The organism is Sporocytophaga myxococcoides DSM 11118, assembly GCF_000426725.1.
GTDB lineage: Bacteria > Bacteroidota > Bacteroidia > Cytophagales > Cytophagaceae > Sporocytophaga > Sporocytophaga myxococcoides.
Map to the genome: position 1 here is coordinate 135,200 of NZ_AUFX01000009.1, position 19,539 is coordinate 154,738.

General features: G+C 36.5%; 20 protein-coding genes. 7 read left to right on the forward strand and 13 right to left on the reverse strand.

The features are described from left to right. Nucleotides 1–64: 64 nt before the first annotated feature. The gene (locus K350_RS0111385; RefSeq protein WP_028980029.1) at nt 65–3,292 is read left to right on the forward strand and encodes a caspase family protein; all 3,228 of its coding nucleotides are present in this window, start codon (nt 65–67) and stop codon (nt 3,290–3,292) included. 162 nt (nt 3,293–3,454) lie between these two features. After that, nucleotides 3,455–4,033 carry a hypothetical protein gene (locus K350_RS0111390; RefSeq protein WP_028980030.1) on the forward strand — a complete coding sequence of 193 codons (579 nt, stop codon included), beginning with the start codon at nt 3,455–3,457 and terminating at the stop codon, nt 4,031–4,033. Between the two features lie 84 nt (nt 4,034–4,117). On the opposite strand, the gene K350_RS0111395 is transcribed toward K350_RS0111390, so the two are convergent. The 3 genes from K350_RS0111395 to K350_RS0111405 form a co-directional block, all read right to left on the reverse strand. Then, on the reverse strand, nt 4,118–4,324 hold the full coding sequence (locus K350_RS0111395; RefSeq protein ID WP_028980031.1) for a heavy-metal-associated domain-containing protein: 207 nt from the start codon (nt 4,322–4,324) through the stop codon (nt 4,118–4,120). Nucleotides 4,325–4,409: 85 nt separating this feature from the next. Further along, nucleotides 4,410–6,623, reverse strand: a complete 2,214-nt coding sequence (locus K350_RS0111400; RefSeq protein ID WP_028980032.1) for a heavy metal translocating P-type ATPase — start codon at nt 6,621–6,623, stop codon at nt 4,410–4,412. A 307-nt stretch (nt 6,624–6,930) separates the two neighbouring features. Continuing rightward, nucleotides 6,931–7,497, reverse strand: a complete 567-nt coding sequence (locus K350_RS0111405; RefSeq protein ID WP_028980033.1) for an AraC family transcriptional regulator — start codon at nt 7,495–7,497, stop codon at nt 6,931–6,933. A gap of 179 nt (nt 7,498–7,676) precedes the next feature. Between K350_RS0111405 and K350_RS31050 the strand changes: the two genes are divergently transcribed. After that, the gene (locus tag K350_RS31050; RefSeq protein WP_051313058.1) at nt 7,677–8,186 is read left to right on the forward strand and encodes a heavy-metal-associated domain-containing protein; all 510 of its coding nucleotides are present in this window, start codon (nt 7,677–7,679) and stop codon (nt 8,184–8,186) included. Beyond that, nucleotides 8,183–9,151, forward strand: coding sequence for a hypothetical protein (locus tag K350_RS0111415; protein WP_037575269.1), 969 nt, complete (start codon nt 8,183–8,185; stop codon nt 9,149–9,151). Before K350_RS31050 ends, K350_RS0111415 begins: the two co-directional genes overlap by 4 nt. Here the strand turns inward: K350_RS0111415 and K350_RS0111420 are convergent. The 3 genes from K350_RS0111420 to K350_RS0111430 are packed head-to-tail and all read right to left on the reverse strand — an operon-like array spanning nt 9,148 to nt 10,620. Further along, a complete protein-coding gene (locus tag K350_RS0111420) occupies nt 9,148–9,660 on the reverse strand; it encodes a hypothetical protein (protein ID WP_037575270.1) in 513 nt (170 codons plus the stop codon). The two genes, K350_RS0111415 and K350_RS0111420, sit on opposite strands and share 4 nt — an antisense overlap. A 44-nt stretch (nt 9,661–9,704) precedes the next feature. Beyond that, a complete protein-coding gene (locus tag K350_RS0111425; RefSeq protein WP_028980036.1) occupies nt 9,705–10,184 on the reverse strand; it encodes a nucleoside deaminase in 480 nt (159 codons plus the stop codon). 49 nt (nt 10,185–10,233) lie between these two features. Then, complete coding sequence (locus tag K350_RS0111430; protein WP_028980037.1) at nt 10,234–10,620, reverse strand: DUF7793 family protein; 387 nt, start codon at nt 10,618–10,620, stop codon at nt 10,234–10,236. A gap of 190 nt (nt 10,621–10,810) precedes the next feature. Between K350_RS0111430 and K350_RS28375 the strand changes: the two genes are divergently transcribed. Further along, nucleotides 10,811–13,153, forward strand: a complete 2,343-nt coding sequence (locus tag K350_RS28375) for an arylsulfatase (protein WP_037575271.1) — start codon at nt 10,811–10,813, stop codon at nt 13,151–13,153. Between the two features lie 153 nt (nt 13,154–13,306). Here K350_RS28375 and K350_RS0111440 read toward each other — a convergent pair whose 3' ends face one another. The 4 genes from K350_RS0111440 to K350_RS0111455 form a co-directional block, all read right to left on the reverse strand. Next, the gene (locus K350_RS0111440; protein ID WP_156027008.1) at nt 13,307–14,425 is read right to left on the reverse strand and encodes a chromate efflux transporter; all 1,119 of its coding nucleotides are present in this window, start codon (nt 14,423–14,425) and stop codon (nt 13,307–13,309) included. A gap of 152 nt (nt 14,426–14,577) precedes the next feature. After that, a complete protein-coding gene (locus K350_RS0111445; RefSeq protein ID WP_028980039.1) occupies nt 14,578–15,033 on the reverse strand; it encodes a chromate resistance protein ChrB domain-containing protein in 456 nt (151 codons plus the stop codon). Between the two features lie 15 nt (nt 15,034–15,048). Further along, nucleotides 15,049–15,804 (reverse strand): DUF2490 domain-containing protein, encoded by a 756-nt coding sequence (locus K350_RS0111450; protein WP_037575272.1) that lies wholly within the window; start codon nt 15,802–15,804, stop codon nt 15,049–15,051. After that, the gene (locus tag K350_RS0111455) at nt 15,801–16,469 is read right to left on the reverse strand and encodes a response regulator transcription factor (RefSeq protein ID WP_028980041.1); all 669 of its coding nucleotides are present in this window, start codon (nt 16,467–16,469) and stop codon (nt 15,801–15,803) included. Before K350_RS0111455 ends, K350_RS0111450 begins: the two co-directional genes overlap by 4 nt. 255 nt (nt 16,470–16,724) lie before the next feature. Here K350_RS0111455 and K350_RS0111460 point away from each other — a divergent pair, with 255 nt between their 5' ends. Beyond that, entirely contained in the window at nt 16,725–17,138 is a 414-nt protein-coding gene (locus K350_RS0111460; RefSeq protein ID WP_028980042.1) for a DUF4345 domain-containing protein, read from the forward strand. Here the strand turns inward: K350_RS0111460 and K350_RS0111465 are convergent. Next, complete coding sequence (locus K350_RS0111465; protein WP_028980043.1) at nt 17,128–17,730, reverse strand: Crp/Fnr family transcriptional regulator; 603 nt, start codon at nt 17,728–17,730, stop codon at nt 17,128–17,130. The two genes, K350_RS0111460 and K350_RS0111465, sit on opposite strands and share 11 nt — an antisense overlap. Before the next feature lie 150 nt (nt 17,731–17,880). After that, entirely contained in the window at nt 17,881–18,288 is a 408-nt protein-coding gene (locus tag K350_RS0111470) for a DoxX family protein (protein ID WP_028980044.1), read from the reverse strand. A gap of 116 nt (nt 18,289–18,404) precedes the next feature. Between K350_RS0111470 and K350_RS0111475 the strand changes: the two genes are divergently transcribed. Then, entirely contained in the window at nt 18,405–18,743 is a 339-nt protein-coding gene (locus tag K350_RS0111475; RefSeq protein ID WP_028980045.1) for a winged helix-turn-helix transcriptional regulator, read from the forward strand. A gap of 126 nt (nt 18,744–18,869) precedes the next feature. Here K350_RS0111475 and K350_RS28380 read toward each other — a convergent pair whose 3' ends face one another. Continuing rightward, nucleotides 18,870–19,493 carry a glycohydrolase toxin TNT-related protein gene (locus K350_RS28380; RefSeq protein WP_051313060.1) on the reverse strand — a complete coding sequence of 208 codons (624 nt, stop codon included), beginning with the start codon at nt 19,491–19,493 and terminating at the stop codon, nt 18,870–18,872. Nucleotides 19,494–19,539: the final 46 nt, after the last annotated feature.

The following is a 19,539-nucleotide window of genomic DNA, read 5'->3' on the forward strand; positions in this document are numbered from 1 at the left end:
AGGAAAGCAGCGTAATTCAGCTTAAAAACTTGTAAATTAGAATATTATTACTTTTATCTGATTTATGAAAAAGCTGTTACTCACAGTATTCCTTTACTCCGTTTTAATAACAGGACTTATAGCTCAATACAATGTCGAAACTGTTTTACAGAAAGGACATTTTGCTTCCATTAAGTGCATCGAAATCGATCCTGAGGGTGCATTACTTGCTACAGGAAGCAAGGACAAAACAGCTAAACTCTGGGATATCAATTCAGGTAGGGAAATAAGAAGTTTTATCGGCCATACACATTCTGTAACCAAAGTCCGATTCAGCAGCGATAGTAAATATCTTGTAACAAGTAGTATTGACGGCACTGCCAAAGTCTGGGAAGTAGCAACAGGCAAATTTATTTTCTCTACGCCTTCTTCTGACAAGGTTTTAACCGACGCAGTATTTTCTCCGGATGGAAAACTACTACTTACTTCCGGCTATGCAGATGTTGTTTCTATTTTTGACTTCCCGACCGGAAATCTTGTTAAAACAATAGAAACCAATCCTGATCAGGGATTAGGACTTGGTGTACATATTCAATTCAGCAAAGACGGAAAACTTTGTGCTATAGGAGAAGATAATCGCACTACCAAAGTTTATGAAACATCAAGCTGGTCTCTGTTGAATACATTCAAGCCAGCGCAGGGATGGTGCGGTGGATGTGGCACATATAATGTATTCACCAAAGATGGAAATGCTCTTATAAAACTTTCCTCTAACAGTATAGCTGAAGAATATGATATTAAAACAGGCAAACTCCTGATGACTTATGGTAGTGAGTTCAAAGATGTAACTGGGGTTGATCTTAGCAATAATGACCGTTTCATTCTCACTGGAGAAGAAAAAGGTGTTTTGATTTTTAATCGGGGACAAAAAGATTCCATGGCTTTTTTTCCGGCTCCCGAAAATCATGAAATCACCGCTGCTGCTTTGGGTAAAGGCAATGAATCTGTTTTTATAGCATCAGATGACAATCTTGTTACTGAATACAATAAAGTAACAGGTAAAAAGATCAAAGCATTTAAAGGTTTACTAAATGAAAATGATGACAATGATCTGGGCTACGACCCTAATAGCTATTGGCATTCCCATATCACTAAATATTTAAGGTTAAAGAACAAAGTCGTTCTTCTCCCTAATGGAAAAGAGATTATAAGAACCAAATCCGGGAAAGAAGTTAAGGTCTGGGATATTGCAACAGGTATACCACAGACCAAATTCTCAGATCATGCAAAACCTGTTATATCTCTTGATATCACTAAAGACGGAAAGACAATCGTCTCGGGTGATTCCAAAGGAGGAGTAAAAATCTGGTCATTGGATAAAGGTCAGAAATTATTTGATCTGAAAGGTCACAGTGAGCCTGTTTTTGATGTAAAATATAGTCCGGACGAGTCTACCATTACTACAACAGGTTGGGATGCCACTATCAATGTTTTTGATTCTAAAAACGGAGCCCTCCTTAATCGCATCGATCTTAATAACAATTCAGCATACACATTTTCATACACACCTGACGGATTATATCTTGTGCTTGCAAGACTTGACAAAACCCTTGAACTGTACGAGCCTGACTCTAAAACAAAGGTAAAATCTTTCATAGGTCATACGGATATCGTTTCGTCTATCTCTTTCCATCCTGCTCAGCCGCATATAATGATGAGCAGTTCATGGGATGGTACGACACGGGTGTGGGATATCAAAACAGGATTGATGCTAAAAAAGCTTAACGGAATCTCTAATCCTGTTCATGCGGCATTATTTACGCCTGACGGTTCTCAGGTAATTACTGCAGGCGATGACAGAATCATCAGAATATGGGATTGGCAAAATGGAAAAGTGGTCAAACAACTGGAAGGACATAAAGCAGAGATTAGCAATCTGACCCTTAGCACTGATGGCAAAATGTTGCTCAGCTCTTCATTAGATGGATCTGTTAAATTCTGGAATCTCGAGAAAGGTCAGGAGTTTTTCGAGCATATATATATCAAAAACAAAGACTGGATGGTATTAACGAAGGAAGGTTATTTTAATGGTACTTCAGGAGCTATGGACTATGTTCACTTTGTAAAAGGAATCCAGTTATATTCTACAGAGCAGCTAATAGAAAAATTTTATAAGCCGGACCTATTGCCTTCCTTATTCAACAACCGAGGAACAGGCATGCATAAAAGTGTAGATGATTTACTAAAGAACACTCCTCCACCAGTAGTAAAAATCACCGCCTTAAAAACTGAAGGAAAAGCTGAAGCTGAAGTATACATTAAAGTAACAGATAACGGAGGAGGCACAGATGAAATTAAAGTATTGCATAACGGAAAGCGGATATCTTTTGGTAATGTTAAAAACCTACCTAATAAAAAAGGGGAACATGTCGTATTGAAAGAAACAGTATCTCTTGTCCACGGAGTGAATATTTTTGAAGCAAGTGCTTTCAGCAAAGAACGTATAGAGTCTTCTGCATCTTATTCAGAACTGCACTCTGAAACCGGAGAGTTTGCCAGCACCTGTCATATCCTGGCAATAGGAATTGATAAATATAAAAATCCATCTATGACACTTACATTTGCGAGAGAAGATGCTGAAGCTATCGCTGAAATGCTAAAAGAAAAAAGTCAGAAGATGTTTAAGAAAATTGAGGTCACCTCACTTTATGATGAAGAAGCGACAAAGGTCAATATTTTAAAAAAACTAAATGAGCTTACCAAAAGCATTCAAAAGAATGATGTATTTATATTTTACTATGCAGGACACGGAAGCATGACAGATGAGCAATTCTTCTTCATCCCATCTGAATGTACCAGATTATACGAGAAGAATACACTCGCAAAAGAAGCTATAGAAGCATCTGAACTACAGCAGAAATTCAGAGAGATCAAAGCCCTCAAACAAATCATAATTATGGATGCTTGTCACTCTGGGGGATCAATAGAATTCCTTGCATCCAGAGGCGGCATTGAAGAAAAAGCTATTGCTCAATTAGCAAGAAGTTCAGGTATACATGTACTTGCTTCTGCAGGGAGCAATGAAACAGCAATAGAAGTTAGTGAACTTGGACATGGATTATTTACCTATATTTTACTTCACGCACTAAAGGGTGAAGCAGACGGAGCACCAAAAGATGGAAAAGTTACGGTGTATGAATTGAAATCCTTCTTAGACGATCAGATTCCGGAGATGAATAAGAAGTATCATGGAAAATCTCAATATCCGTACACCTTTTCCAAGGGACATGATTTCCCGATTGTTATAGAGTAATAAATCAACAAACAAGACACCAAAACCATTTGTCTGAAAGTCCAGGCAAATGGTTTTTCATTTTAAACTCATTGATAAATCACTCATTCAGAGCAAAAAACATCCCTCAAAAAACTTCATATCTATTCCCTGAGTTACTCCTATAGGGATTGTGGGAGTGATATGGTCAGGAAATATATAAACATTGCAGCACTTTACATTTTGCTGTCAGCAGGCAAACCTTCGGAAAGCTTATCTTCAAAAGACTGTTGCAGGCCCAGTCTTTGGGACGAAGTGTTGCATATCGATACATTAAAAATCGGGACAGTACCAGCCTATACAGATACACTCACTTTGCTTTCCAGCTTGGGAGCGCCGGAGAAAACAAGCGTATGTGGAGCTTCAGGATTATACAGACCTGAAAAATTTCCTGTTTCAAATCCTATTTACATGTGGTCATATAAGGGAATTGACTTTCTTGTAAACGGAGACAAAGTGAATCTTAAGCTTGTCCGATTTACCGAAGCACCTTCAACGTTGAGACTAACATATCCCTCATTAACATTATGTCATGCAACCAGACTTGCAGATATAAAAAAGATATTCCCAGTATCAGTCAGAGTATCCTATGATTACTTTGATCCGGAAAGAAAGGAGACATTCAGATTGGTAAGGATCAATCCAAGGGAGGCATGGACTGATGAATGGATTCTGAGATTTAAGGGAAACAGACTATATGAAGTTGAATTCTGGACTCCTTAAAATGCTTTACTATGTCTTCTCTGCGAAAGAAAATATTTCACAGAGAAAACACAGTAGATTTAACATTGCTTATTTCTAACAATCTTAAGAAACGATCTTATACCCTGCCTTATCAAGTGTTTTCTGCACTATCTCTGGAGAAATATTATCTCCCTTTACAGTCAGAATTTTATCGTTGGATTTTATGTCGACATCCCATTCTTTTATTTCAGATGCTTCGTCTAAAGCTTTTCCAGCCTTTTCTACGCAAGCGCCGCATTTGATATTTGTTTTAAACTGTAGAGTTTCCATGACTTACCTATTTATTTATTTCTATAAAGTTAATGTTAATCTCACTGATGGCTCTTATATAATTTTGAATATTATTTACATTTAGTTAAAGCCTTACTGTTTTTAACCTCAGGCTATTCAATACAACAGACACGCTGCTTAATGCCATTGCCAAACCGGCAAGCATTGGATTTAGAAGAAACCCATTAACAGGATACAATACTCCCGCAGCAAGAGGGATGCCGATAAGGTTATAAATAAAAGCCCAGAAGAGATTCTGACGAATTGTATTCACTGTAAATTTACTTAGCTTAAAGCTTTCAGGAATCAATCGTAAATCAGAAGACATCAAAGTTATCTTTGCTACATCCATTGCTATGTCCGATCCCTGAGCCATTGCAATACTAACATCTGCGAGCGCCAGAGCTTCAGCATCATTCACGCCGTCTCCAGCCATAGCTACAACTTTGCCATTCTTCTTCAATTCCTTTACAAAGCTTGCCTTATCAGATGGCAATACTTCCGCTTTATATTTTTCAATTCCGGTTTTATTTGCTATTGCCTCTGCCGTCTGCATTGTATCTCCTGTAAGCATGTAAATCTCAATGCCAAGATCCTTAATCTTTTGAATCGCATCATAAGAACCTTGTTTCACTTCATCAGCAACTGCTATCAGAGCCACAACTTTTTTGTTTTGAGCCAAATAAATTAAGGTCTTAGCTTCCAAACTATACTGATTGGAAATATGATCCATTTCCCTTGATAATTCTGCCTTGATATCATTCTTAACGAAATTTCGACTTCCTATAAAATAAATATCGTCTTTGTATTGCACCTTAATTCCTTTCCCTGTCTGGCTTTCAAAATCATCTAATGCAACTTCATTAGTATTCCTTCTCTTATAATATTGAACAATGGCCTCTGCCAATGGATGGCCAGATTTACGCTCTGCTGTCAGAATGATTCCCTCCAGCAAAGTTTTATTATCAACATTCTCCTCCCAGTAAACATCTGTTACTTTAGGTCTTCCCATTGTGATAGTTCCTGTTTTATCCAAAACAAGCACCTGCGTTTTCTTTGCAAATTCCAGGCTCTCTGCATCTCTGATAAGAATACCTTTCTCCGCCCCTTTACCAATACCAACCATTATTGCAGTAGGTGTGGCTAATCCAAGAGCACATGGACAAGCAATTACAAGAACTGTAATCATAGCCAGTAATGCATGTGTGAAACTATGTTCTCCTCCAACTATAAACCATACCAGAAAAGTTAGAATTGCAATACCTATGACTATCGGAACAAATATTCCCGCTATCTTATCTGCAAGCTTCTGAACAGGTGCTTTTGACCCTTGAGCTTCCTGAACAGTTTTAATGATACCTGCAAGCAATGTTTCAGCACCTACTTTCTCTGCTTTCATTGTAAAGCTTCCCTTCTGATTCAGAGTTCCTGCAAATACCTTTGCCCCTGTTATTTTTTCTGAAGGAATAGATTCACCTGTTATTGTACTTTCATCAACAAATGAATTACCTGAAATCACCAGCCCGTCGACGGGGATCTTTTCTCCCGAACGAATAATAATTTCATCACCTTTCACTACTTCCTCTATTTTCAATTCAACTTCAGAACTGCCTCTGACAATCTTTACGGTTTTAGGTTGTAAGCCCATTAGCTTTTTGATAGCGCTTCCGGTTTTCTGCTTAGCCCGTTCTTCAAGCAATCGCCCTAATAAGATAAAGGCTATTACCACAGCAGCTGCTTCAAAATAGACATCCGGATGTACTCCCTGGCTTAACAGAATTTGCGGAAACAATGTATTGAATGTACTGAAAGCAAATGCAATACCAGTACTCAAAGCAACCAGAGTATCCATATTGGTTTGACCATGTTTCAGCAATCGGAATGCATTCACAAAAAACTGTTTACCAAAAATCAATATGACCGGTGCAGACAATATCAGCATGATCTGATTGGCATATGGCGCCATGTGATAAAACATACCTATCACTACTACAGGAAGAGCAAAAGTCAATGACAAGAAAGCATTTGTCTTAAGTTTTTTATAATGAGCAGACTGCTCAGCTTCTGGTGATTTATTCTCTTCTGCTTCCAGAATCAAATCATAACCTATGGACTGAACAGCCTCTTTTAACTTCGCTGTAGGATATGAATTATCATAAGTAACCTGGGCAGTAGAACCGGCATAATTCACATTAACATCCTTAACCTCAGGGATTGATTTCAAAATCGACTCCACGCTTACAGCGCAGGAAGCACAGCTCAACCCTTCTACTGGAAAAATTTTCTTTATAGTACTCATAGTTATTATCAGCTAATTTCAGAAGGACACACTTCCTCCTAACCCTAGCAAAGTAACAATTAAATGAAGGGATTTTGCTTACAGAATTATGGGAAAGAGTTGTAGATAAAAGCGGAAAGCTTAAAGCAGAAGGTTTAAAGAGAAAGCCGTTGCATTAAAACCAGAGTATATTTTTCTTTATAGTAAGTTTAAGGAATTAAGTATAAAACAAAAGGAGCTTTTTTAGAAGTATCTAAATAATAGAGCTAAGCTTATTGTCACCTTCTGCTTTCCGCTTTAAGCTTTTTGCTTTAAGCTTTTCTCTCTTTCAACTTATATCGTCCAGAGGCTTGCGCTGGTGCGCTTTAAGCTTTTTAAATTCAGAAGGAGAAAAACCAGTTATCTGTTTGAACTGATTACTGAGGTGTGCTACACTGCTATATCCTAACTTATATGCCAATTCACTCAAGGTAAGCTCGTTATATATTAAATATTCTTTTACCTTTTCTATTTTTTGCAGGATTATATATTTCTCAATTGTAAGGTTTTCTATTGAAGAAAATAAATTAGATAAGGTATGATAATCCTTTCCCACTTCCTTTGCCAGAAATTCAGAATAGTTAACATCAAGCTCTCCTTCATGATGATGTATCTGTTCGATCAGAAGTGTTTTAATTTTCTCAACTAGTTTAACCTTCTTATCTTCCAGTAATTCGAATCCATTTTCTTCCAGGACTTCCTTTATTTTAGGCATATCAGGTTCTTTAGGAGAATCGAGTATTACTTCTCCCAAACGTATATCTTTAACATTTATGGAAAGCTTTTCCAACTCATCCTTAACCACTTTGATACAGCGATTACAAACCATATTTTTGATGTATAAATGAAATTCCATAAGTCTTCAAATTATTTAACAAAATAAAAGATCGCTTCATTACTTCACAAATCTTTTAAAAGAAAGCTTATAATTTCATGAATTAAACAAATAATTTTCCTTAATTCACAGACAATTAAAACAGATGAATAAGTTTTACAACAAAGTTGGAGTTTAGGCGTTTCCACTTTTTATACCCTATGAAAACAAAATTCTTCCTTTTTACATTTTTGATCTTTTCAGGCTTCACATCTATTGCCCAATTCAAGTCAGCCAGGATAGGAATAGATGGTCTTACTTGCTCCATGTGTTCCAACAGCGTTGAAAAGCTTTTACTCCAACTGGATTTTGTAGAGTCTGTAAAAATGGATCTGAACACAAATGAAGCTACTATTAATTTCCGTAAGAAATATAAAACTGACTTTAAAAAAGTTAGTCAAAAAATCTATGATTCAGGATTTTCTGTCAGAGAAATTTCAACTTCCCTTAATTTTGATACTATAAGCCTTGAAGGAAATTCCTTTCAGGTTAACGGAGATAAATTTTACATTTTGAGCGAAGAGAAAACCAACCTTTCAGGTGAAAGATCTTTCCGGTTTCTTGATAAGAATCTGATCAGCAAAAAAGAATTCAGTCATTGGTCTTATTTCATTAAGGAAAATGACAAGGTTCATAATGAAAAACAGAAAGCATACCACATCAGTCTATGAAAAAAATACTGATTATATTTTTTCTTGTTCTATCATTCTTCAAAGGCATTTGCCAGGAGCTCTTCCCTTATGCTGAATCTGCAAGTAATATCCCTAAAAATGTTCTTGGTATGCGTTTTTTGTTTGAAGGATATAAAGAAATTCCTTCGCAAAGACAACGAAACTGGGGAGCATTGAGGGCAATGTATGGCATTACAGGAAAAACAACTGTGATGCTAACGGCTGCAGGATCGAATCACCATCTGGCGAAATTCCCTGCAAACCTTCAAAATTATTTTGCAAATCACCATCAGCGAGTCTATAAACCAAATCCTTATCTATTGGAAGGTATAAATATTTATCTGAAACAAAGAGTGATCAGCATTGACGGCTTCCAGAAACATCTCAGAGTAGCTTTGTTCGGACAAGCATGCAAGTCCTTTGTACCACATGATGAATCAGAACCTTTTCTAATGGGAGATAATTCTGGCTATGGCGGAGGAACAATTATCACAGGATTGTACAAGAGATTTGCGATATCCTTCACTTATGCATACGCTCATCCCTTGCTATATAAAGATAAAGCACAACAGATAACATTTCAGGCTGGAGACGCAAACAACTATGATATTTCATTAGGATATCGCCTTTTCCCTTCAAAATATTCCACTTACAATGATTTGAATATAAATCTATATGTAGAATGGGTGAATAGAAGCTATGGTGCTGCGGAGATGACTGTAAGAGATGCTCTTTATGACTTTAGCTATTTAAAAAACTTTGACCAGAATGTTTACTATAGTCTTATTGATGGTAAATATTCAGAGATAAGACCTTCAATACAGCTGATCCTGAACTCAAACAACAGGATAGATATAGGATGTGCTTATCCTTTCTATGGCAGGTCATACACACACTTCTATCCTCTTTTTTTCTTTAATATTCAGAAGTATTTTTATTTCTCAAAAAAGAAGAAAAACGTTTAACTCTTTCTTCCTGATTTAAGCAGATCAAACACTACACCTGATACAAGCGCATAGACAATGTGATGTATTCCGCTAGCAGATATTTCCTTTACGCCCCACTCCTTTACCGGAGGAGCAACTTTTAAACCAGGAAGCATAACCAACTCTGTTCCGAAAACTGAAGAAAAATGTAGGGCATTTGCCGGAATACCTTTAAGACCCATAGCTCCTATAATGCCTCTGAAACCTCCCCATGCTGTGCCATAAGTATAATGTATTCCATTTAACAATTTACTTTTAGCCTCTTCATTATCTGCATGAATGTCGAGTACTTTTTCAGCTGCCTTTAAAGGTGAATCACTTCCTTCCCTTTTGGTAATTTCCATTTCTATGAACTGTGAAAGGCTCATAGCAAAAGTACCAACTAATCCGGCAAATAAGCCTCGACCAAGGTCTCCAGTAAAAGTTCCAATTGACTGTATAGCTTTATCCTTAATTTTTTTTTCCTTTTTTCTGAATATTCGAATCATCAGTCTATCCTCCCTCTAACAGAAATAAAACAAGTGAGAAAGTATCAGGGTTCGAATTCAGAAGGACTACTAATTTCTTTCCAGACAAAGTAAGGCTTTTCAGCATCTGCCACATTCAATTGATGTAAGGGATACTGTCTTTGCTCATTAGATTTACCTACTTCAGAATATATATGACTGACACCAAAACCATGTATTGCTGCTTGCTCCAAAGAGGAGCCATAATAAACTGTTCTTATCCCTGAAATATAGATTGCGGCAAGACACATGGGACAGGGATGTCCGCTTGCATATATCACACATCCTTCGAGAAACTCCGAATTTATTTTGGAAGAAGCTTTCCTGATTGCCTGAATCTCTGCATGTGCAGTTGGGTCATGAGTGTGAAGTACATCATTTGTCCCCATAGATATGACTTCTCCATCCTTTACTATCAATGCTGCAAAAGGTTTCCCTTCATTCAACCTCACATTTTCAGCAGCATATTCAATTGCTTCCTTTAAAAAATCTTCATTTGTTTTCATACAACTTTTCCAACCAGAAAAAAGAACACATGTTCATGCTTCAAGTATCTCATATAAAAAATTTAACCCACTCCTTTGCCTTTTCTGCACTTCTAAACAGTTTTGTCGGCAATAAAGGCTTATTTATGCTTAGGTAGACATTTCCCAGTATTTCACTGACATGCGATCCGACTATAATAGCTCCACAAAGCAGTAAGGCATTCCCTTCTTTTGACAGATATTTATTGGCATCGCTATGGACATATTTGATTTTTCTTATATCTGCAATAGCAGGATAAAGTTTCCCTTGTTGAAAGATGATTCTATCTCTAACAATCTTTTTAGCTTCTTCCAATCCAATAACAACCTCTTTGTATTCTCCCCATAAGATTTCATCTTCAATCCAAAGCTTTACAAAGTTATTTTCAAATACAGAAAATGAATCCTTTTTAGTCATAAAGTAAAAGACGTAAAACATTTTTATGAAAGAAAATTTTGAATGACTATTCTTAAAAATTTAAAAGAAACAAATATTTTCTCCCTTGATTTTTTATTGTTAAAAAGGAACACCAACATGTTTTCACTTCAATAGTTGAAGATATACTATTTATTGTATTGAACAATAAAACGCCTTAAGATCTCCAATTATGAAACGAAAAAACCTTAACTTAAACAGATACCAACTCCCAATACCTAAAATCTATCCTAAGACAGTAACTCCTCTGGATATTCGCAATGCTCCCAAGCCTGATCCTATAGAAGAACTAAGGCCACCTAAGGATGCTCCTAATATCCTAATCGTGCTGATCGATGATATGGGTTTCGGTGCTAACAGTGCTTTCGGGGGACCATGCTACATGCCTAATGCAGAAAAGCTTGCTCAGAATGGACTAAAGTACAATCGTTTCCATACTACAGCATTATGCTCTCCCACGAGAGCAGCACTACTTTCAGGAAGGAATCATCATTCCGTTAATATGGCTGGAATCACGGAAAGCGCCACACCTAATCCAGGTTATAATTCAGTGAGGCCTGAAAGTATGGCTACAATTGCACAAACCCTTGTTATGAATGGATACAATACTGCTGCATTCGGAAAAATGCATCAAACTCCAGTATGGGAAACGAGCATCGCCGGGCCATTCGATCGTTGGCCTACAGGAGAAGGTTTTGAAAAATTTTATGGATTCTTAGGAGGAGAAACCAACCAATGGAATCCTTCTTTGATAGCAGACACCATCCCTATTGATGCTCCGAATGATCCTGAATACCATTTTAGTGTTGATATTACCAATAAAGCGATTAACTACATCAGACAGCAAAAGACAATGGTTCCGGATAAACCATTCTTTGTCTACCTGGCATTCGGGGCTACACATGCTCCCCACCATGCACCAAAGGAATGGATAGAAAAATACAAAGGAAAATTCGATCATGGATGGGATAAGCAAAGGGAAATTACCCTTGAAAAACAGAAAGCCCTCGGCGTTGTTCCGAAGGATTGTGTTTTATCTGCAAGACCGCAAGAAATACCTGCTTGGGATAGTCTGAATGAAAATGAGAAGACGACAGCCTCAAGACTCATGGAAGCGTATGCCGGATTTGCAGAGCATACTGATCATCAAGTGGGAAGATTATTATCTACACTACAAGAAATTGAAGCTTTGGACAATACCTTAATATTCTACATACTCGGAGATAATGGAGCTAGCGGTGAAGGAGGCATTAATGGAAGTGTAAACGAAATGGCAGCATTGAATAATTCTCCGGATACAACTGAAAATATTTTGAATCATTTAGACGACATAGGAACTCCTATGGCTTATAATCACTATCCTGTTGGTTGGGCTCATGCTATGGATACACCATACCAATGGACCAAACAGATTGCATCACATTGGGGAGGAACAAGAACAGGAATGATTACTCATTGGCCCAATGGTATAGCTTCAAAGAACGAAATACGCCAACAGTGGTGCCATGTCATTGATGTGGTCCCTACAATACTAGAAGCAGCTAAGATACCACATCCTCAGTTTGTTAATGGCATTCAGCAGGATCCTATAGAAGGTATAAGTTTTGGATATAGCTTCGATGATCCGCAAGCTCCGGACAGACATACCACTCAATACTTCGAAATTTTCTCCAACAGAGGTATATACAATGAAGGATGGTCAGCTTGTACTATTCATTCTATCCCTTGGGTTCTTAGCGGAACGAATAAAAATTTTAATGATGATTATTGGGAACTTTACGCCCCAGGTGATTGGAGCCAGGCTTATAATGTGGCATCTGAATATCCTGAAAAACTTAAAGAACTTCAGGCATTGTTCCTGATTGAGGCATCCAAATATAAAGTTTTCCCCCTAGATGACAGAAAAGCAGAACGTTTCAATTCAGACCTTGCCGGCAGACCCGATCTTCTGCAGGGCCGTACATCTATGACATTGTATCCTGGTATGAGCCATCTGAATGAGAACACTGTTCTTAACATAAAAAATAAATCATTTTCAGTTACAGCTGAAGTTGAACTTAAAGATGATACTGCTAACGGCGCTATAATAGCCCAAGGAGGAAGATTTGCTGGTTGGTCACTTTATATGAAAAACGGCTATCCCGTTTTCTGTTATAACTGGTTTAACAGACAACATTATTACATTGGCAGCAGAGAACAACTTAATGCTGGAAAACACTTTATACACTTCGAATTCAAATATGATGGTGGCGGAATTGGTAAAGGAGGAACAGGGATTTTATATGCAGACGATCATGAATTAGCTCAGGGACGTATTGAAAATACTATTCCATTTGTATTCTCTGCTGATGATTTTATGGATATAGGAAAAGATTCAGGAGCTCCGGTTACCGAAGATTATGGTTCTTATCAGGGAGTTTTTACAGGCACTATAAACTGGGTAAAAATCAACATCGGCTCTGAAGTAAATGATGATCCTGTTGGGAAGGAACACGCATATTTGGTAAGACAATAAAAGTTGAAAGCTAAAAGTTTAATGTTATTCAAAAATTAGTGATTGAGACAAAGGCTTTTATTCAAGAATAATTATTTATTTTAAAAGCAAAAGACCTCTGAAATTTCAGAGGTCTTTTGCTTTTATACCAATTATGAATATTTTTTGATTCATTTAGAAATTAAATACAAGTTTTAATAAAAGACCGACCCCTGCCATGGCAACAATAATGAGGGGTTCTTGTATTTTTTTGAATTTAAATAAAACAAAAGCTGTGGATAACGCAATCAGCAATGTAGGGATATCAACGAGTGTCCTTTTACCTATTACAAGAACAGATCCGGCAATTGCGCCTATGGCTGCTGCAGTGACTCCATCCACAAATGCCTTGATAGCAGGATGCTTACCAAACTTTTTAAAGTAAGGAGCAGGAAGAACAGTAAAAAGATAACATGGCAAAAAAGTAGCCGCTGCCGCTGCACATGCACCCCATATGCCAGCTGCAAGGTATCCGATAAAACCTACTGTAATTACTACAGGTCCTGGTGTAATCATGGCCACAGCAACGGCATCCAAAAACTGTTGCTCGGTAAGCCATTGATATTCTTTGACAGTTCCTCCATAAAGAAACGGAACTATTGCCAAACCACTTCCGAATACGAATGCTCCTGCTTTTGTAAAAAATAAGATGATCTGCCATATCCTGTTATTCTCAGTTTCAAACAATGAAAAGCTTAACAATAACGGTGGAGCAATCATCTTAAAACTTTTAGCCATCATAAATTTAGGAGGAGCTTTCATAAACCAGACAAGAACTCCAGCTGCGAGGATCAGCCACATATTCTCTTCTTCCAATAAAAACGTAGAAATAGCCAAGACTGCAAATATTCCCCAAAGTACCTTATCACTCCCGATGCTTTTTGTCGTAAGTTTATAGCTGCTTAAAGTTATAATACCAATAACACATGCTCCAACTCCATAAAATATTGCCTGCATCGCTGGTATTCCACCAAATTCCGCATAAGCGTATCCAAGAGCAAGAACCATCAGAAAAGACGGCAATACAAAAGCTAACCCAACTAATGTGGCACCAATAAATTTATAATGCACATACCCAAGATAGATAGACATCTGTGCAGCCAATGGCCCAGGAGCAAGCTGAGACAGAGCCATTCCTTCCCGATAATCATCTTCGGATATCCATTTATATTTGTCTACAAGATCCCGGTGCATATAACCTACTAACGCCACAGGACCTCCAAAACCAATGGTTCCAAGTTTAAGGAAATACATTATTAAATCCTTAAGAGAATATGAGACTAAATTAGTTTTTCCTTCCATAGTATATTTTTTCTTTTAGCTTCAACTTAACTTTAAAAGAAAGTTTTTATCTTTTAAAGCCAAATAACTTATGTTCATTAACTTTAAACTTATAACTTACAACTTTAAATTCCTTTAAATTCCCACCCATGCGTTTCTTCACTTACATGCTTACACCAGCTGTATAGAGCATCATAAATAATCATTCCCTGTTTTAACATTTCATGATCATTTTTAAAATTATAAGACAAGCCAGCTGATATTGCAAATAGTCCGGAGGCCTGAGGTGCCAGATCATAACGGTCTGTATCAGCAGCTCTTACTATTAACGCAAGCCTGAATAATGCCTTATCCTGAATCTCATGTTTTTTCAAGAAATAATCAAAAGTACATTTATCACCTTCATGTGTATACTCAACTCCGGGGATATCATAAGGAATCGCATTGAGCTCACTTGCTTTTTCTATTACCTGGTTTGTCGGAACGAATACGAATTCAGGCGAATCATCAATAAACCTGCTGATCAACCAGGGACAAGCAATCCTGTCTATTTTGGGGCGTTCTCTTGTTATCCACTTCATAATAATACATAGATTTTATTCATCATGCTTTCTGAAATCCAATGAGTGGAAAACAAATAGCCGCACTGCATTCGTTGAAATATACTTATTTCCTGAAGCTTCCTGTTGAAAGACATTCATATAACCTAAATGAACATTGAGATGAGGAGTAAACTGATATCCAAATCCTATAAAGAACCTGTTCTGATCAAAATAATTATAGACTATATTTTTCCCAAAGTTTACAAACACTTCATCCATAAGTATAAAGAATGGTGTTTTTGCAACAATATCTTTACCTTTCAGAGGAACGAATAAAGATAAATTATATCTGAGCCTGAAATTGAATGATGTTGAATTTTGTAACTTGTCATTAACTACCTTTTTGGAAAATCTTTCTTCAAGTCTTATCCATTGCAATGTCTGAAACCTGACATACTTCTGCCTCCACCATATCTGCTGCCATGTCCGATTTTCCGGGCGTATTGTATTTAAGCCTTTTCCAGGGAAGTGATCTACAAAAGCATATCCCAGATTTAATCTGAAATTGTCGCTGACAAAATAAGTTAAAGCTGGTCTTATCAACAATTGAAAAGGCCTCTCAACAAAATGATCTGTCTGCCTATAATGTAGATCCAACCAGAGTCCCCAGTGATTTGACAATCTGGTCTGATTAAAATAACCTAGCCATAATTGTTCCCTTTCATGTGTTTGTTTCGTCGATGTCTGCGCTTGCATATCAAAGGATACAAACAACAAAGTGATAAAAATAGATAAAAATACCTGCTTCATAATTCTATGATCTGATAACCTACTTTATATACATTTTTTATTTCCACTCCTGATTTGGAATTAAGGAGCTTCTTTCTCAAGTTCTTAATATGAGCAAACAGAATATTAAAAGATTCAAGATTATCCACATCATCCCCCCATAGATATTCTGCTAAAAGTTCTTTTGAAACAACTCGGTGTTTGTTTGCATGAAGGTGAAGCAGAATATCGTATTCTGTTTTTGTTAATTTTAGAGGCTGATCCCAAACAAATACAGTTCTTGCATAGAGATCAATAACAACGTTACCTATATATATCTTTGAATTGCTCTGAAATTTTTTCCTTCGTGTAACTGATTTTATCCTGGCAATAATTTCTTCGTTGTGCATCGGAAGTACCAGGTAATCGTCTACCCCCAGTTCAAAGGCTGACAGCTTGTACTCCAGGGCACCGTTGGTTGATAAAAATATTAATCCTTCATTTCTGTTATTTTCAGAGAACTGTCTTAGCCAGTCATAGGACTCAATTTCAATCTGGTCTATGTTAATAACAAGGCAGTCATATTCATAAAGCAAAAACTTTTCAGACGCTTGCTGAATGGACGATACACTGTCGTGTAAAAAATCCTGACTGATCTTAAGATCAGGTAAATCCGTGTCTGAAAAATTTACTAAAAGGAGTTTCATTTCCACAAACATACGATATGATTGTGAAGATTTGCTGAATTGAAATGCAACTAAAATGACCTCAAAAGTAAAAAATCAGATATTTTAATTTTTTTCGGAAATCGTACCACTAAAACTTTAAAGGATAAATTATTCACATAAAGAAATCCCTTTTTCAAATTCATTTTATAGAATTCTCTCCTTTCTTACCTTAAGTCAAGGTTTTTATCATTTCGTAACAAGATATTTGCCCTATCAATAATTTAAATCTCAAAAATGAAAAATTTAAAATCAGTCAAAATATTTTTGTTTGCTGCAGGCTTGATCGGGATGATAATTGGAGCTTCTCTACTAATAATTCCCATTGCATTTGAAGCATCTGCTGGTATTCGCCTTGACAACGAGGTAAATATTCTAAGTGAGGTAAGAGCTCCCGGAGGAACTTTAATGGCTGCAGGAATACTAATCGCCTCTGGAGCCTTTGTATCTGGCATGACATATATTTCTATTGTATTGGCAGCATTATTCTATTTATCTTATGGCTTATCAAGAACGATCAGTATAATATTAGATGGATTACCTACCGATACCCTCGTGATGGCAACCGTGAGTGAAATTATTATAGGATTAATCAGCTTATATCTATTATTTAAGTTTCCAAAGCCTCAATATGAGAGGTTTAATCAATAATACCTTTATTGGATTTATCATTTTCCAGTAATCGTTTTCTGATCCTACTGAAAGATTCCGGGGTAACACCGATATAGCTGGCTATTTGATGCAAAGGCACTCTGTTTAAAAGCTCAGGTTGCGTGTTAATTAAAATCCGGTATCTTTCTTCAGGTTTATGATGATTGAGCAAATTCATTCTATATTCAATTTTCGAATAATCCTGAGACATTAAAGTATGCACCAGATATTTCAATTTGGGATATTTTCTATGCAACTTATATTCTTGTTCACGAGTGCCGGTGATCAATACACAATCTTCCGCACAAACCAACCAGTACGCAGAAGGAGCCTGCTCCAGATAGCTGGAGTAAAGTACAGCAGGTTCACCCTCAAGAAAAAACCCTGTAGTTCTCTCTTCTCCATCAGTCAGCTGATATTGACGTATACAACCTTTTAAAACAAAATAACAAGTATCGCAAACACTTCCTTCTCTTTGTATTATCGTTCCTTTTTGAAAAGCTCTGACATCAGTGTTTTCTGCAATAAATTGCATTTCATCTTCCTCAAATTTATTTAATGAGTCTATAAAATCAGTCAGTAGTTTTTTCATAAAAAGTGAATTTGTGCTCTGTCAGCTCTAATAAAAATAGTATACAAGATTTGACAATCCAATAAGAACCCAGGTATATATTACAGAAAATTCATTCAAGCTTTAAGATACTTCTCGATTAATTCATTATTAATTCTTTCCTTCAACTAATCATCTGGCACTTATATGGGCCTTAACATTTCTCCCCCATGCTATAAATGCAGAAGTTACAGCAAAGAAAATATTCACACCTATCTGAGCTACTTCTCCTCTTGAAATGTGAAAAATAATTGCAGCAATCATCAATACAATAGTTGCCAATGCTATATAAACAGTAAACTTTGAAACTCTCCTCAATAAAGCCGGAAGTACAAGGCCTAGTCCTGCCAGGATATCCAATATACCGGTAAAATTTACCAGACCTGGATGGGCTGCTGTCCATGGCCACATAGCAGCAAGTTCTTCTGCTGGTTTAAACAATTTCATTGCTCCAGCCCAGGTGAACCCAGCAACTAACAGGATCTGCGCAAGCCATAAAGTAATATTCAGTAATACAGATTTCTTTTCTCCTTTAATCATATAATAATTCTTTTTAATTCACTACAAAATTAACGAAATTCACTTTCGTTCAGATAGTACTATCCTCTTGGATAGCGCTATCCAAGAGGATAGTATAAGGAAAAAACAGAAATAAAATGCTTGCAAAAGGTAGTTGTCCCAAAACAATGTTGTCTATCAGAGATGCTCTGGAAGCACTTGAAGGAAAATGGAAGTTACTGATTCTATTTTCATTATCAAACGGACCGAAACGATTCAAACAAATCTCTAAGGATGTTGGCAGTATTACAGATAAAACTTTATCTAAGGAGTTAAAAAGTCTGGAAACCAACAAACTGATTAAACGAGAAGTTTATGACACATTTCCTCCGACTGTGGAATATTCCATTACTCCCCATGGTTTGTCACTGGAAAAAGTTCTGGACGAGCTGCATTATTGGGGATTGTCTCATCGCAAAAAAGTTATTGGCAAATAATAAATTTATTCTTCTATCTTAATTTCAGAACCTGTAAAATATTATTTAGATATCCTTCAGAATATTATCACCATCAGCTTGAGCAATAGTTGATGAGAAAGACATTTATTTAATTCTTTCTCTGATCTATCTGACTACTTTTATCAACCTAAAGCCACCGACTTCAGCTGCTTCAGAAAAACCTATCTCTTTTTCATTATAAATAAAATTACCATTATCAAATTTAATTATCTCCTTATTCAATAGAAAAAAGTAGTTGTCACAATCTTCAAAAATATCAGGAGTAGAATCTGTTAACTCTATCAACTGTATATAACTAAGGTTGTCATTTGCCACAAGTTCCTTTAGTGGAATTTGTTGCCCATTTGACTGAAAAAAATATTTGATACCTCCTCCAGGCATTCCAAACCATGGTATCGCCGGACCTCCAGAGGCAGATACAGATGGTGGAAGATCATTGATAATAAAAATTTTATATTGTAAACCATTAAAATGAGGTGGCAAGGATTTCTTTTCAAAGGGTTCATCATTTCTCCAAAAGTAAATAGCTTGATTCTGCCATTCAGGATTAGAAAAATTTTCAACTAAATTGTCAGACGAATAATGCATAAACAAATCATGTGTCAACAATTGTAATGTTGACGATTCTATTTTATCCCTTAATTCTGAAGAAAACTTTGATAGAGAATTGTCTGCTGCTCCCTTAGAAACAACGTCTTCTTTTTTCTTTCCAAATAGTCTTTTAAACATTTTAATTATCTTAAAATACAAATTCAGGCTTGATAACGGTTAATAT

Bases quoted from the DNA above. Each gene is read 5' to 3' on its own strand.
- K350_RS31050 (WP_051313058.1), top strand. From the start codon at position 7,677: ATGAAAACAAAATTCTTCCTTTTTACATTTTTGATCTTTTCAGGCTTC.
- K350_RS0111450 (WP_037575272.1), bottom strand. From the start codon at position 15,804: ATGAAGCAGGTATTTTTATCTATTTTTATCACTTTGTTGTTTGTATCC.
- K350_RS0111430 (WP_028980037.1), bottom strand. From the start codon at position 10,620: ATGACTAAAAAGGATTCATTTTCTGTATTTGAAAATAACTTTGTAAAG.
- K350_RS0111400 (WP_028980032.1), bottom strand. From the start codon at position 6,623: ATGAGTACTATAAAGAAAATTTTTCCAGTAGAAGGGTTGAGCTGTGCT.
- K350_RS28375 (WP_037575271.1), top strand. From the start codon at position 10,811: ATGAAACGAAAAAACCTTAACTTAAACAGATACCAACTCCCAATACCT.
- K350_RS0111395 (WP_028980031.1), bottom strand. From the start codon at position 4,324: ATGGAAACTCTACAGTTTAAAACAAATATCAAATGCGGCGCTTGCGTA.
- K350_RS0111475 (WP_028980045.1), top strand. From the start codon at position 18,405: ATGCTTGCAAAAGGTAGTTGTCCCAAAACAATGTTGTCTATCAGAGAT.
- K350_RS0111455 (WP_028980041.1), bottom strand. From the start codon at position 16,469: ATGAAACTCCTTTTAGTAAATTTTTCAGACACGGATTTACCTGATCTT.
- K350_RS28380 (WP_051313060.1), bottom strand. From the start codon at position 19,493: ATGTTTAAAAGACTATTTGGAAAGAAAAAAGAAGACGTTGTTTCTAAG.
- K350_RS0111460 (WP_028980042.1), top strand. From the start codon at position 16,725: ATGAAAAATTTAAAATCAGTCAAAATATTTTTGTTTGCTGCAGGCTTG.
- K350_RS0111470 (WP_028980044.1), bottom strand. From the start codon at position 18,288: ATGATTAAAGGAGAAAAGAAATCTGTATTACTGAATATTACTTTATGG.
- K350_RS0111390 (WP_028980030.1), top strand. From the start codon at position 3,455: ATGGTCAGGAAATATATAAACATTGCAGCACTTTACATTTTGCTGTCA.
- K350_RS0111415 (WP_037575269.1), top strand. From the start codon at position 8,183: ATGAAAAAAATACTGATTATATTTTTTCTTGTTCTATCATTCTTCAAA.
- K350_RS0111385 (WP_028980029.1), top strand. From the start codon at position 65: ATGAAAAAGCTGTTACTCACAGTATTCCTTTACTCCGTTTTAATAACA.
- K350_RS0111405 (WP_028980033.1), bottom strand. From the start codon at position 7,497: ATGGAATTTCATTTATACATCAAAAATATGGTTTGTAATCGCTGTATC.
- K350_RS0111425 (WP_028980036.1), bottom strand. From the start codon at position 10,184: ATGAAAACAAATGAAGATTTTTTAAAGGAAGCAATTGAATATGCTGCT.
- K350_RS0111440 (WP_156027008.1), bottom strand. From the start codon at position 14,425: ATGTATTTCCTTAAACTTGGAACCATTGGTTTTGGAGGTCCTGTGGCG.
- K350_RS0111445 (WP_028980039.1), bottom strand. From the start codon at position 15,033: ATGAAGTGGATAACAAGAGAACGCCCCAAAATAGACAGGATTGCTTGT.
- K350_RS0111465 (WP_028980043.1), bottom strand. From the start codon at position 17,730: ATGAAAAAACTACTGACTGATTTTATAGACTCATTAAATAAATTTGAG.
- K350_RS0111420 (WP_037575270.1), bottom strand. From the start codon at position 9,660: ATGATTCGAATATTCAGAAAAAAGGAAAAAAAAATTAAGGATAAAGCT.